The sequence below is a fragment of the Candidatus Methylomirabilota bacterium genome (genome assembly GCA_035709005.1).
Classification (GTDB): Bacteria; Methylomirabilota; Methylomirabilia; order Rokubacteriales; family CSP1-6; genus 40CM-4-69-5.
In genome coordinates this window covers 113550-126290 of record DASTFB010000008.1, presented here as the reverse complement: position 1 = coordinate 126290, position 12741 = coordinate 113550, and the positions used below count along the sequence as shown (strand labels likewise).

General features: G+C 70.3%; 14 protein-coding genes. 10 read left to right on the top strand and 4 right to left on the bottom strand.

Features of this window, described 5'->3' with window-relative positions; translation table 11 throughout:
* Positions 1-287: 287 nt before the first annotated feature.
* Positions 288-1388 carry a trypsin-like peptidase domain-containing protein gene (locus VFR64_01640; protein ID HET9488447.1) on the top strand — a complete coding sequence of 367 codons (1101 nt, stop codon included), beginning with the start codon at positions 288-290 and terminating at the stop codon, positions 1386-1388.
* On the opposite strand, the gene VFR64_01635 is transcribed toward VFR64_01640, so the two are convergent.
* The 3 genes from VFR64_01635 to moeB all read right to left on the bottom strand — a co-directional run bounded on the left by VFR64_01635 (position 1385) and on the right by moeB (position 3742).
* Entirely contained in the window at positions 1385-1885 is a 501-nt protein-coding gene (locus VFR64_01635) for a pyridoxamine 5'-phosphate oxidase family protein (GenBank protein HET9488446.1), read from the bottom strand. The genes VFR64_01640 and VFR64_01635 overlap by 4 nt on opposite strands.
* Positions 1882-2451 (bottom strand): hypothetical protein, encoded by a 570-nt coding sequence (locus tag VFR64_01630; protein HET9488445.1) that lies wholly within the window; start codon positions 2449-2451, stop codon positions 1882-1884. The genes VFR64_01635 and VFR64_01630 overlap by 4 nt, the downstream gene beginning before the upstream one ends.
* 88 nt (positions 2452-2539) lie before the next feature.
* On the bottom strand, positions 2540-3742 hold the full coding sequence (gene moeB / locus VFR64_01625) for a molybdopterin-synthase adenylyltransferase MoeB (GenBank protein ID HET9488444.1): 1203 nt from the start codon (positions 3740-3742) through the stop codon (positions 2540-2542).
* 82 nt (positions 3743-3824) lie between these two features.
* Between moeB and rfbA the strand changes: the two genes are divergently transcribed.
* The 9 genes from rfbA to VFR64_01580 all read left to right on the top strand — a co-directional run bounded on the left by rfbA (position 3825) and on the right by VFR64_01580 (position 12195).
* Complete coding sequence (gene rfbA / locus VFR64_01620; GenBank protein ID HET9488443.1) at positions 3825-4697, top strand: glucose-1-phosphate thymidylyltransferase RfbA; 873 nt, start codon at positions 3825-3827, stop codon at positions 4695-4697.
* A 35-nt stretch (positions 4698-4732) separates the two neighbouring features.
* On the top strand, positions 4733-5269 hold the full coding sequence (locus VFR64_01615; GenBank protein HET9488442.1) for a dTDP-4-dehydrorhamnose 3,5-epimerase family protein: 537 nt from the start codon (positions 4733-4735) through the stop codon (positions 5267-5269).
* Between the two features lie 81 nt (positions 5270-5350).
* Positions 5351-6349, top strand: a complete 999-nt coding sequence (gene rfbB / locus VFR64_01610) for a dTDP-glucose 4,6-dehydratase (GenBank protein ID HET9488441.1) — start codon at positions 5351-5353, stop codon at positions 6347-6349.
* Between the two features lie 23 nt (positions 6350-6372).
* The gene (locus VFR64_01605) at positions 6373-7389 is read left to right on the top strand and encodes a S1C family serine protease (GenBank protein HET9488440.1); all 1017 of its coding nucleotides are present in this window, start codon (positions 6373-6375) and stop codon (positions 7387-7389) included.
* Between the two features lie 14 nt (positions 7390-7403).
* Positions 7404-8810: an HD domain-containing protein gene (locus VFR64_01600; protein ID HET9488439.1), complete on the top strand. Its 1407-nt coding sequence runs from the start codon at positions 7404-7406 to the stop codon at positions 8808-8810.
* Positions 8811-9009: 199 nt separating this feature from the next.
* Positions 9010-10095: a hypothetical protein gene (locus tag VFR64_01595; protein HET9488438.1), complete on the top strand. Its 1086-nt coding sequence runs from the start codon at positions 9010-9012 to the stop codon at positions 10093-10095.
* Positions 10092-10751 carry a queuosine precursor transporter gene (locus VFR64_01590; GenBank protein ID HET9488437.1) on the top strand — a complete coding sequence of 220 codons (660 nt, stop codon included), beginning with the start codon at positions 10092-10094 and terminating at the stop codon, positions 10749-10751. Before VFR64_01595 ends, VFR64_01590 begins: the two co-directional genes overlap by 4 nt.
* Positions 10752-10760: 9 nt before the next feature.
* Positions 10761-11933, top strand: coding sequence for an acyl-CoA dehydrogenase family protein (locus VFR64_01585; GenBank protein HET9488436.1), 1173 nt, complete (start codon positions 10761-10763; stop codon positions 11931-11933).
* 61 nt (positions 11934-11994) lie between these two features.
* On the top strand, positions 11995-12195 hold the full coding sequence (locus tag VFR64_01580; GenBank protein ID HET9488435.1) for a hypothetical protein: 201 nt from the start codon (positions 11995-11997) through the stop codon (positions 12193-12195).
* 124 nt (positions 12196-12319) lie between these two features.
* Here VFR64_01580 and VFR64_01575 read toward each other — a convergent pair whose 3' ends face one another.
* On the bottom strand, positions 12320-12739 hold the full coding sequence (locus VFR64_01575; GenBank protein HET9488434.1) for a VOC family protein: 420 nt from the start codon (positions 12737-12739) through the stop codon (positions 12320-12322).
* Positions 12740-12741: the final 2 nt, after the last annotated feature.

Here is a 12741-nt window from a genome sequence, read left to right as displayed (position 1 = left end):
GGGCGGTGACTCGCCCGCTTCCCGCTGCGCCGGCGCCGAAGGCGGCTCCCCGCGATCGCGTGTGGGTTCCCGATCGCTACGTCACCGGTTCTGACGGTTTGCTCCACGTGCCAGGGCACTGGGAGCGCCGGGTCAACGATCGCGAGGTTCACGCGCCTCCCGTCGTCGCGTGTCCGCCCGGCACGGGGCCGTGCGTCCTTGTGCCTGGTGGCATAAGACCGGAACCGGAGGCTCGACCCGGTCTCTGAGGTTGTATAATCCGGGTTCCACGAAGCAAGGAGGCCCGGATGCAACGCATACGAGGCTCGTCGCTACGCACGCCGCTCGTCACGCTGCTCGCTGCCACGCTCATCGCCGGTTGCGCGGGCTCGCTCGGCGCCGACAGCGCCTCGCCGGCCCCGGTCGCGCCGGAGCTCGCGCGTTTCAACGACCTGCTGGCCGGGCTGGCTGATCGCTTGAAGCCGGCGCTCGTGCACGTGCGCGTCCGGCGCGACGGCCCGAAGGAGGAGCGCGATCTCGACGAGCCGCGGCGCAGCCAGGGCTCCGGCTTCATCGTCGAGCCGGACGGCGTGATCGTCACCAATGCCCACGTGGTCGACGGCGTGACGTCGGCCCAGGTGCGGCTCTACGACGGCCGGCGCTTCCCGGCGAAGGTGATCGGGCGTGACAACCGGGTCGATCTCGCCGTGCTCCGCATCGAGGGCGTGGGAGATCTGCCCACGCTGAGCTTCGGCAACTCGAACCGGCTGCGGGTCGGCGAGTTCGTGCTGGCGCTGGGCCATCCCTTCGGTCTCGAGCACAGCGTGTCCTTCGGCATCGTCAGCCGCAAGGGCTCACCCCTCACCGTGGCCGCTCCGGGCTTCGACTTCATCCAGACGGACGCCGCCATCAATCCCGGCAACTCCGGCGGCCCGCTGATCAACATGGCCGGCGAGGTCGTCGGCGTCAACAGCATGGCCGCGCGCAACGGCTCGATCGGCTTCGCCATCCCGGCCAACCTGGTGCAGATGCTGCTCCCCCAGCTCGTGGCCAAGGGCCGGATCGAGTGGGGGTGGCTGGGAGTCGCCATCACAGCGGTGGAAGAGGACGACCTGGACCGCCTCAAGCTGCGCGAGGCCCGGGGCGTGTTGATCCGCTCCGTGATGCCGGGCGAGCCGGCGGACCGCGGCGGGGTCCGGGCCAACGACGTCATCCTCGCCCTGGACGGCACCGTCCTGGACGGGCCCCGGGACCTCCAGCGCCTGGTCGCGTCGGCGCCGGTGGGCAAGAAGATCCGTGTCACGGTCTGGCGTGACGGCCGGAAGGCCGACGTGGAAGTGACGGTGGGCCGCTATCGCGACCTGGACGAGCGCGAAGAGGCCTCGGACTCGGAGCCGCCCCGCAACTAGACGGTAGCGCGGGGGGCCGCCAGAGCGGCCAGCGTGACGCGCGCCCACGGCTCGTCGAGCGAGGGCACCGGACGGTACTGGATGCCGCTCGTGATCGTCATGCCGCCTTCCCACTCGGCCGCGGCGTCCTCCAGGACGTCCTCCACCGCAAGCAGGAAGTAGCCGAGCCCGAACGTCTCGCCGCCGGACACCGGCAGCGGGCCATCGATGGCCCGCGTCTTCACGTAGCTCACCGTGTCGGCCTCGATCACCAGCAGCGTGCCCACCTGGCGCTCGCTCAGGTTGCGGGCGCTACGGCTCCTGGCCAGAATCACCAGCCCCAGCGTGCCCGGATCGTAGGCGCGCACCTCCAGGTAGGACAGCAGCATCGGGTGGGGCCGGCCTTCGGCATCGACAGTGACGAAGGGCAGCGCACGACCCAGCCGGGCCCGGAGGTCCCGCTGGGACAGGCGCTCGAGCAGCTCGGCGGGCAGCGCCGGACCCCGACTGCGCGTCATGCGATCTCGATGGGCTCGTCCACGTAGACGGTGTACTGCCGGGGCTTGACCGCGGCGTCGGCGGGATCGACGTAGACGATCGACGATTGCCCGCGCAGCGCCCGGGGCAGGACCGACACGCGCACGAAGCTCGTGGGCTCCCGCGGCGACGCCAGGGCATGGACGGGCTCCACGCCGCTCTCGAACCACGCGTCGCCCGGCTTCATGGCGCGCCCCGGGGCCCCGCCGATCCTCACCTCCAGCTCGCCGGCCAGCAAACGGCGGATGCCGCCGCCGCGGTGCCCGTGCGGGCGCGCCTCGCCGCCGGGCGCGAAGTCCACGCGGTCGCAGCGGATCAGGTACGGCGCGGACGGATCGAGCGCGATCGGATGCTCGAGCTTCAACGCGCTGCTGGCGCCCCCGATCGTCTCGGCGAGCGGCCCGCGCGTCGCCGGCGTGAGCAGCTCCCAGCGGAGGACGTGGGCGCCGGCGGGGCTCGTGAATGAGCAGGCCGTGGCGCCGTGCCAGGCTTGACCGCGCTCGAGCGTCGTGTCGGCCGGTGCCACGCGGATCGCGCCGTCGGCCACCCAGAGGATGCGATTGGCGGCGGCGAGCCGCAGCCCCTGGCCCGGCCCCAGGCGATCCTCGCTCAGCCGCAGCGTGTACAGGTGACGATCAACCGCCCGGGCGGGCGGCGGGGGTGCCGGCGGGCTCGGCGTGGCCGTTCGGCGAGACCTCGCACGTGGCCCCGCCGCTCATGTGGATCGACAGGTCCTTGATCGTCGGCGAGCTGCCGCAGAGCGGGCAGTTCGGATCGCGCCGCAGCTTCACCTCGCGGAAACGCATGCCGAGGGCGTCGTAGGTGAGCAGGCGCCCGATCAGCGTCTCGCCGATGCCGAGCAGGACCTTGACCGCCTCCGTCGCCTGGATCGTTCCGATCACGCCTGGGAGCACGCCCAGGACCCCAGCCTCGCTTCAGGAGGGCACCAGGCCGGGGGGCGGCGGCGTGGGGTACAGGCACCGGTAGCACGGCCCCTGGTTGGGGGCGAAGACGGTGGCCATGCCCTCGAACTGGAAGATCGAGCCGTGCACGTTCGTCTTGCCGCCCAGATAGCAGGCGTCGTTGACGAGGTACCGGGTCTCGAAGTTGTCCGAGCCGTCCACGATCAGGTCGTAGTCCTTGATGATGTCCATCACGTTGTCGACCGTGATCCGGGTCGGCAGGGCGATCACCTTGACGTCGGGGTTCAGCGCCTGCAGCGTGCGCGTGGCCGACTCGACCTTGGGCTTGCCGATGTCGGCGGTGGTGTGCAGGATCTGCCTCTGTAGATTCGTGATGTCGACCACGTCGCCGTCCATGACGCCGAGCGTACCCACACCGGCCGCGGCCAGGTAGAGCGCGGTGGGCGAGCCCAGCCCGCCGGCGCCGATGAGGAGCACCCTGGAGCGCAGCAGGCGGTGCTGACCCTTCTCGCCGATCTGGTTGAGGAGGAAGTGCCGGCTGTAGCGCTGGATCTGGTCGGGGTTGAGCGGCACCTCCCGCACCGTGGCCAGGCCCGACTGCGCCCACTTCTGGTAGCCGCCCTGCAGGTTGATCACGTGCTGGTAGCCGAGCTCCTTGAGCGCCTTGCCGGCCAGCACGGAGCGCAGCCCGGTCTGGCAGTAGAGGACGACGGGGGTGGTCGGATCGGGGACGGTGCCGGGGACCCGGAACTCCAGGAACCCGCGGCTGATGTTGGTCGCGCCCTCGATGTGGCCGTCGCGGTACTCGTCGGGATCGCGCACGTCGATGACCGCCAGGGGCTCGCCGGACTTGAGCCGGCGCTGGAGCTGGTCGGGCCCCTCCTCGGGGACCACCTGACGGGCCTCGGCGATCATCTCCTTCAACGTCTTCATGCCTGAATAGTACCCCATTTCCGGTCGGGGTCTACACGGGCGGGCCTGCTATAGTCGAGGCGTCGTGAAGGGCATCATCCTCGCCGGCGGCTCCGGGACCCGCCTCTACCCCCTCACGCTCGCGATGTCCAAGCAGCTCGTGCCCGTCTACAACAAGCCGATGATCTACTACCCGCTCTCCAGTTTGATGCTGGCCGGCATCCGGGAGATCCTCGTCATCACGACGCCGCAAGATCAGGAGGCCTTCCGGCGCCTGCTCGGCGACGGCCGGCACCTGGGCCTGAGCATCCAGTACGCGGCGCAGCCGAGCCCCGACGGCCTGGCCCAGGCATTCCTGATCGGGCGCGAGTTCATCGCCGACGCGGCGGTGGCGCTGGCCCTCGGGGACAACATCTTCTACGGCCACGGCTTTCCGGACTACCTGCGGCGGGCGGCGGGCCGGCCGCGAGGGGCCACGATCTTCGCCTACTGGGTGCGCGACCCCGAGCGCTACGGCGTCGTGGAGTTCGACGCGGCGGATCGTCCTGTGGATCTCGAGGAGAAGCCGCAGCGGCCCCGCTCCAACTGGGCGGTCACCGGGCTCTACTTCTACGACAACGACGTCGTCGAGATCGCGGCCGGGCTCAAGCCGTCGGCGCGCGGCGAGCTGGAGATCACCGACGTCAATCTCGCCTACCTGCGGGCCGGCCGCCTGCACGTGGACAAGCTGGGGCGGGGGATCGCCTGGCTCGACACCGGCACCCACGAGGCGCTGCTGCAGGCCTCGAGCTTCATCCAGACCCTGGAGGAGCGGCAGGGCCTCATGGTCGCCTGCGTCGAGGAGATCGCCTACGCCATGGGCCACATCACCGCCGAGGACCTCCGGCGCATCGCCGAGCCCATGCGCGGCAATTCCTACGGCCAGTACCTGCTGCGCCTGATCGAAGGCGCGCGCTGACGCGAATTGTTCCTCGGGCGTGCTAGGATTGCGCGGTGGAGCTGAGCCCGGACGCCAAGCGCGCGTTCAAGACCCAGTCCTACGCGGCGGCGCCCCGCATCGAGGGCGTGGAGATCGTGGACCTCGCCCGCCACCACGACGATGGCGGCGCCCTCACCGAGCTGGCCCGGCTGAACGAGGGGCGGACCGAGAGCCCGGCCGGCTTCACCCTCCGCCAGGTCAACTACAGCGAAGTCGAGCCGGGCGTGATCAAGGCCTTCCACCTGCACGTCCGCCAGACCGACGTGTGGTACGTGCCCCCCTCCGATCGCCTGCTGCTGGTCCTGGTGGACGTCCGGAAGGGATCGCCCACCGAAGGCGCGCGCATGCGGCTCATGCTCGGCGACGGCAGCTCCCGGCTGGTCCGCATTCCGCCCGGCGTGGCCCATGGGGTGCGCAACCTGGGCGTCGCCGTCGGCCGCATCATCTATTTCGTCGACGTCCAGTTCACGGCCGAGCCGGCAGAATCGGACGAGGGGCGGCTGCCCTGGGACTATCTGGGCGCCGACGTCTGGGACGTCACGCGGGGATGAGGCGGCGCCGGCCCGCCCGGCTCGTGGGGCGGATGTGCCGCCAGGGGCCGCTGCCTCGGCAGGACGTGACGCGGGGGTAAGGTGAGGCTGCTCGTCACCGGGGGGGCCGGGTTCATCGGGTCGAACTTCATCCGTCACGTTCTCGCCGCCCACGCCGAGGACTCTGTCGTCAACCTGGACAAGCTGACCTACGCCGGCAACCTCCAGAACCTCGCCGACGTGGCCGGCGACCCCCGCTACCGTTTCGTGCATGGGGACATCTGCGACGGCAAGCTCGTGCGGGACGTCCTGCGCGGCGTCGACGCCGTCGTCAATTTCGCGGCGGAATCGCATGTCGACCGCTCCCTGCTGGAGGCCGACGCCTTTCTCCGAACCGACGTCTTCGGGGTGTTTACGCTGCTGGAGGCCGTCCGGGAGCTGGGCGTCGGGCGGTTCGTGCAGATCAGCACCGACGAGGTCTACGGCAGCGTCGCCACCGGCTCGGCGAGCGAGAGCGATCCGCTGCGGCCGTCCAATCCGTACTCGGCCGCCAAGGCCGGCGCCGACCTGCTGGCTCTGTCCTACTGGCGGACGCACCGGCTGCCCGTGGTCATCACCCGCTCGTCGAACAACTACGGGCCCTACCAGTACCCCGAGAAGGTCATTCCCCTGTTCATCACGAACGCGCTGGACGATCAGCCGTTGCCGCTCTACGGCGACGGACGCAACGTGCGGGACTGGCTCTACGTGCTCGACAACTGCGAGGCGATCGACCTGGTGCTCCGGCGGGGGGTCGAAGGGGAGGTCTACAACGTGGGTGGCGGCCACGAGCTCGAGAACCTGGCGCTCACGCGGGAGATTCTCACGCTCACGGGCAAGCCCGCATCCCTCGTGAGGCCGGTGACGGACCGGCCGGGCCACGACCGGCGCTATTCGCTCGACTGGACGAAGATGGGCCGGCTCGGCTGGGCGCCGCGCCACCGGTTCCTGGACGGGCTGGCGGCCACCGTGGGCTGGTACCGGGAGCACGAGGCCTGGTGGCGGCCGCTCAAGTCCGGCGCGTTCGCGGCGTACTACCAGCAGCAGTACGGCAACCGCTGAGCGAGACGATCGAGGAGGGGCGCATGGCACGAGGCCTGACGGTCACGCTTGCAGTCGTGCTGGCAGCGGTGGCAATCGCCGAGGCGGTGCCCCGGCCGCACGAGCCGCGCACCCATCCGGCGGCGCTCCCTGCGGAGCCGTCGTACGTGAAGCGGGTGGAGCCCTCGATCGTGGGCCTGCGGGTCCTCGCCGATGAGACCGCGGCTTCCAGCGCTCGCCTGGGCAGCCAGCGCTTCGGCAGCGGGGTGATCTTCGACCGCGACGGCTATGTCGTCACCGTGAGCTACGTCCTGCTCGACACCCTGAGGATCGAGGGCGTCCTGCGGGACGGCCGCAAGGTGCCGGCCCGTCTGGTCGGCCTCGACCTCGAGTCCGGGCTCGGCGTCGTGAAGCTCGAGGGTGCGGGGCCCTGGCCGGCCGCGACCCTGGGCGAGTCCCGCGACGCCACGCCGGGGATGCCGACAGGCACCGTGGGCGTGGACGAGCACAACGAGCTCGTGTACGTGACCGGTGCCCTGGAGAGCATCCGCCGGTTCTCCAGCTTCTGGGAGTACATGCTCGATCGGGCCCTGCTGGTCGCGCCGGCCAGCCCGTCCTGGGGCGGCAGCGCGGTGGTCGACGCCGGCGGCCGGGTGATCGGCATCGCCTCGCTGCGAATCGGCAAGGCCCCCTACGTCAACCTCGCCATTCCCATCGAGAAGTTCGTGCCCATCAAGGACGAGCTGATCGCCGTCGGCCGGGTGGCGAGCCGCCGGCCCCGGCCCTGGCTCGGCCTCTACACGGCGGCGACCGAGGCCGGCGTCATCGTGGAGGGGGTGGCTCCGGTGGGGCCGGCGGCCGGCGCCGGCTTCCGCAAGGGCGACCGCATCGTGAGCATAAACGGCATCACGGTCGAGTCGCAGGAGCACTTCTATCACGTGCTGTGGCGGGGCCAGGCCGGGGACGTCATCCGCATCGCCGTGCAGCGGGGCCCGGGGCTGCACGTCATCGCCGTGGCCTCGATGGATCGCTACCGGTTGCTGCGCCCGCCACCCCGCTAGATAATCCAGACAGGATGAAGGGCGCCGCCGACACTTATCAGGGCCGCGGGCTCATCGCCGACCCCATCCACCAGTACATCCTCTACACGCGGCCCGGCGGCATCCCCGGCGAGGCCACCGAGCAGGACGTGATCGACACGCCCTGGGTGCAGCGGCTGCGCCGCATCCCCCAGCTGCAATCGGCCCGCTGGGTGTTCCCGGCCGCCGAGCACAGCCGCTTTCAGCACTCGCTGGGCGTCATGCACCTGGCCGGACGCCTGGCCCATCAGCTCGATCCCTCGCTGCGCGCCATCTTCCCCGACGCGCCGTCGGCGCCCCTGGTGGAGGAGCTGCTGCGCATGGCCGGCCTGCTGCACGACGTCGGCCACGGCCCCTTCGGCCACTTCTTCGACGACAATTTCCTGATCGACTACGAGCTCACCCACGAGCTGGTGGGGCAGCGGATCATCCGCGAAGAGCTTGCCGAGCAGATCCGCAGCCTGCGCCGGAGCCCCAGCGGCGCCTTCCAGGCCGGCGAGGCCATCGACCCCGAGTGGATCTGCTATCTGATGGGCAAGGCCTATACGCACCCGCTGGAGTCGCATCCCCGCTGGCTGCCCTTCCTCAAGCCCCTGCTGAGCGGCGTCTTCACCGCGGACAACATGGACTATGTCCTGCGCGACGCCTACATGTGCGGGGTGGCGGTCGGCCCCATCGACATCGAGCGCATCATCTACTACGCGTTCTTTTCCGAGAAGGGCCTGACGCTGGACCGGAGCGGACTGGGCGCCTTCATCATGTTCCTGAACGCCCGCTACTACATGTACACGAACGTCTATTACCACCGCACGACGCGGGGGATCGACCTGCACCTCAAGGAGATCTTCCGGGACACGATGCGGCAGGCCTTCCCCTACGACCTCCGCAAGGAGCTGCATCCCTACCTGCACCTCACGGAGTGGACGTTGCTGGAAGAGGTCGGGCGCTGGCACGACGCCGAGGAGCCCGATCGACGGGCGCTGGGGCTGGAGTGGCGCAAGATCCTCGACCGCCAGCTCAAGTGGCGGATGTCGCACGAGGTGGTGCTGGACGTCTTCGAGCCCAAGCGGGGGCAGGCCTTCCTCGACGTGGAGACGGTCGAGCGCCGGGTGCGCGCCTATCTGCCGGCCGGGCTCAAGACCGTGCCGTTCCGGATCGACATGGCGCTGCAGGATCCGCGCCCGCTCAATCCGCTCAAGATGGGCGACCGGCAGATCTACGTCTACGACGCGGGAAAGAACGAAGTGGCCGCCGAGCCGCTGACCGAGATCCTGAAATATCTGCCGGGCAAGGTCGCCCAGTGCCGCATCTTCGCGACCACGCACGAGCACGATGCCGAGCTGGCCCGGGCGCTGGAACGGGCCCTTGCCGACGAGCCGCCTGCGATCGCGACTAATGTATAACGGAGGGGGCGGGACGCCCCCTCCGGATCCTCCCCGTTCGCGCCGCGCCCGACGACCGTCCCCCTCCTCTCCTCCCCGTTCGCGCCGCGCCCGACGACCGACCCCCTCCTCTCATCCCCGTTCGCGCCGCGCCCGACCTCCGTGCTCCTCCTCTCCTCCCCGGGCGCGGCTCCTGTGGCGCTGGAGGGCGATCGCCCTCGTGGGGCTGCTGGCGGTGGTGGGCGGCTGCGTGACCGTACCGGAGGTGCCCGAGGGAGGCGTCGAGAGCAGTCCCGTCCGCGCCGAGCGCGATCGCCGCGAGTGCGTGGCGGCGACGCAGACCGCCCTCGGCCGCGACTTCGTCGTCGACCGGCGCGGGCGCCGGATCGTCACGCGGCCGCAGGGGCGCCAGCTCGTCAAGTACTCGACCGACGAGGAGCTCACCGCGCTGATCGACGGCCTCGTCGATCATCTGCTGGCATCCTGTCTGGCCAGACAGGGCTACGAGGAGCTCTCGGGCTTCCTGATCGTCCCGCCGCGCGGGGAGGGCTGGACCAGGAACGTCTCCCGGCAGGGCCGGAGTCAGGACGTCGTGTTCGCGAAGTCCGCGACCGCACCGGGCGCTGTGCACACCGCCCTGGCCCTGGCCGGGGCCGTGGACGCCGAGCTGCCGAGCACGGACCGCGAGACTGTCGTCCGGCAGCTGACCGCCGGGCTGCGCCGGGAGTGGGAGGCTCCCCGCTTCAGCCTGGCCGAGCTGGACATCTCCGAAGCGGCCTGGCTCGGAGCGGACTGTGTTCGCTACCGGGTCGCCGCCCGCGATCAGGGCGTTCCGGGATTCGAGGGCGAGGCCTTCGCGCTGGGGGCTCGAGGCGTCCGCTGCGTCCACCCCCATCTGCTCGGCGTGCCGCCGGCAAGAGTGATCGACGTCGGGTACTCCCAGCGGTTTCTCGGCGGCGCCTGGCAGTCGGCGATCGACAGCGAGGTGGAGCCGTTCCTGACGAGTCTGATCTTCGTCGCGCGGGACCCCACGGCCCACGTCGTCGCGGCGCTGCAGCGCTATGCGGCACTCCTCAGAGAGCTGGGCCGGAAGGCCGGCGCGGCCGAGGTGCTCGACCTGGTCGAGAAGTTTCCCCGCAGCGGCGGCGCCGTGCGATTCGATCCGGCGCAGCGTCTGGGCTCCTACGCCGCCGTGCTGCGGACCCGCGGGCGCCAGGCGGAGGCCCGAGATGCCGAGACGCTGGCCGCGGCCTATCTCCGCGCCAGCTTCCGCCAGTACCTGAAGCAGTACAATCGGGCGCGATGAGCTGGCGCTTCACCGCCTGCGCGGTGTTCTTCGTGAGCTGTCTGCTCACCGCCAACATCATCGCGGCCAAGCTCATCACGGTGGCCGGCGTCGTCTTGCCCGTCGCCATCATCGTGTTCCCGCTCTCCTACATCCTGGCCGACGTGCTGACCGAGGTCTGGGGCTACGCGGCGGCTCGCCGGGTCATCTGGCTCGGCTTCGCCGCCAACGCCCTCATGGTCGCGGCCATCTGGATCGGCGGCGCGATCCCGCCCGCCCCGTTCTGGCATGGCCAGGCCGCGTACCGGGAGATCCTCGGGCAGTCCCCGCGCATCCTGGTCGCCTCCTTCGCCGCCTATCTGGTCGGCGAGTTCGCCAACGCCTTCGTGCTGGCCAAGCTCAAGGTCGCCACCGGCGGCCGCTGGCTGTGGCTCCGGACCATCGGGTCCACCGTTGTGGGCCAGGCCCTGGACTCGACCGTGTTCATCACCCTGGCCTTCGCCGGCACGGTGCCGGCGGGCCTGCTGCCGACGATCGTGGCCGGCCAGTGGGGCGTCAAAGTCCTCTACGAGGCGGCGGCCACGCCGCTCACGTATACGGTGGTGGGCTGGTTGAAATCGGCCGAGGGCGTGGATACCTTCGACTACCGGACCGACTTCAACCCCATCCGCCTCTAGGAGCCAGCGATGGAGAAGTTTCGCGGCGTCGACTATTACGGGGTCGAGGCGCTGTACAGCGAAGAGGAGCGCATGGTGCGCGACGCCGTCCGGGACTGGGTGGAGACGGAGTTCTTGCCCCGTGTGACCGAGCACCACCGCGCCGGCACGTTCCCCGTCGAGCTGATCCCGAAGCTGGGGGAGCTGGGGGTCTTCGGCGCCACCCTCAAAGGCTACGGCTGCGCGGGCCTCAGCCACGTGGCCTACGGCCTGATCATGCAGGAGCTCGAGCGGGGCGACTCGGGGCTCCGCTCCTGCGCCTCCGTGCAGAGCGGCCTCGTCATGTACCCGATCTGGAGCTACGGGAGCGAGGCGCAGAAGGAGCGGTGGCTGCCGGCCATGGCCCGGGGCGAGAAGATCGGCTGCTTCGGCCTCACCGAGCCGGATCACGGCTCCGATCCGGGCGGCATGAAGACGCGGGCCCGCCGCCGGGGCGATCGCTACGTGCTGCAGGGCACGAAGCTCTGGATCACCAACGGCTCGATCGCCGACGTGGCCGTGGTGTGGGCCAAGGAGGACGACGGCGAGATCTACGGCTATCTGGTGGAGCGGGGGACACCCGGCTATTCCACCCTCGACATCCACGGCAAGTTCTCGATGCGGGCCTCGATCACCTCCGAGCTCGCCTTCCAGGACTGCGCGATCCCGCTGGAGAACAAGCTGCCCGGCGTGAAGGGGCTCAAGGGCCCGCTGTCGTGCCTGAATCAGGCTCGCTACGGAATCGCCTGGGGCGCCATCGGCGCCGCCATGGCCTGCTATGACTGGACGCTGCAGTACGCCCAGCAGCGCGTGCAGTTCAACAAGCCGATCGGCTCCTTCCAGCTCGTGCAGCAGAAGCTGGTGTGGATGATCACCGAGATCACGAAGGCCCAGCTCCTCGCCCTGCAGCTGGGGCGGCTCAAGGAGCAGGGACAGCTCCGGCCCCAGCAGGTCTCCATGGCCAAGATGAACAACGTGGCGATGGCGCTGGAGACGGCCCGGCGGGCCCGGGACGTCCTGGGCGCCGCCGGGATCATCGACGAGCACCCGGTGATCCGGCACATGATGAATCTGGAGACGGTCAAGACGTACGAGGGCACCCACGACATCCACACGCTCATCATCGGTCGCGACATTACCGGCCTCGACGCTTTCGGCGCCTGAGCGCCGCGCGCCTTGACCCGTGCCGTGCCCCCCACGACAGTACCCGCGAAGGAAACGCGCGATGACCCATCGTAGCCTCGGCCTCGTCCTCGTGCTGCTGGCTGCCCTTCTCCTGGCCATTGTCGCCACTGCCCTCAGCGCCGAGCCGTGCGCCCACCACGGGGGCAAGCTCGACACGCTCTACTGCGACGAGAACCGCGACCTCGTGCCCGACCCGCCGACCACGCCGGCAACGATCGCCTCAAGTCGATCGCCGACCTGAAGGGCAATAGTCCCCACCGCCGCGCGTGCTGGAGGGCTCGCCGCTGGCAAGTGCTGCTCTACGCCGTGGTGCCGCAGGTCCGCCCGGTGTTCGCGGGCGGGGTCGGCCTGGCTGCGCCGGCGCCTCACTTGAGGCCGCGGAGATCGACGTAGAGCTCGATCTCGTGACCATCGGGGTCGCGCACGCTGAACGAGGTGTCCGTCTCGCCGAACGGCGTGAGCCCGTGGGCCTCGACGTGGCGTCGGGCCGTGCCCAGCGCCTCGCGGCTCCCGCCGATCTCGAAGGCGATGTGGTAGAGGCCGGGGACGCCCTTGGGCTGCGGGCCCGGCCCCTCGGCACGCGCCAGCTCGCAGGACAGGTCGTGGTGATGACGGCCCGCCGAGAAGAAGACGATGCGCCCGCCCTTGCCGGTGCCGGTCTCGGCGAGCCCCAGGATCCCGTGATAGAACCGCCGCGAGGCTTCCAGATCGCGGACGAAGAGCGAGACGTGACCGAGCTCGCGGATCGTCACTGACGTCGGCGGGGTGGCCGACGGTGGGTCCATCG

Coding starts and splice junctions, on each gene's coding strand:
- VFR64_01590 (HET9488437.1), top strand. CDS start 10,092: ATGAGCTGGCGCTTCACCGCCTGCGCGGTGTTCTTCGTGAGCTGTCTG.
- VFR64_01585 (HET9488436.1), top strand. CDS start 10,761: ATGGAGAAGTTTCGCGGCGTCGACTATTACGGGGTCGAGGCGCTGTAC.
- VFR64_01605 (HET9488440.1), top strand. CDS start 6,373: ATGGCACGAGGCCTGACGGTCACGCTTGCAGTCGTGCTGGCAGCGGTG.
- VFR64_01575 (HET9488434.1), bottom strand. CDS start 12,739: ATGGACCCACCGTCGGCCACCCCGCCGACGTCAGTGACGATCCGCGAG.
- VFR64_01600 (HET9488439.1), top strand. CDS start 7,404: ATGAAGGGCGCCGCCGACACTTATCAGGGCCGCGGGCTCATCGCCGAC.
- VFR64_01640 (HET9488447.1), top strand. CDS start 288: ATGCAACGCATACGAGGCTCGTCGCTACGCACGCCGCTCGTCACGCTG.
- VFR64_01580 (HET9488435.1), top strand. CDS start 11,995: ATGACCCATCGTAGCCTCGGCCTCGTCCTCGTGCTGCTGGCTGCCCTT.
- VFR64_01635 (HET9488446.1), bottom strand. CDS start 1,885: ATGACGCGCAGTCGGGGTCCGGCGCTGCCCGCCGAGCTGCTCGAGCGC.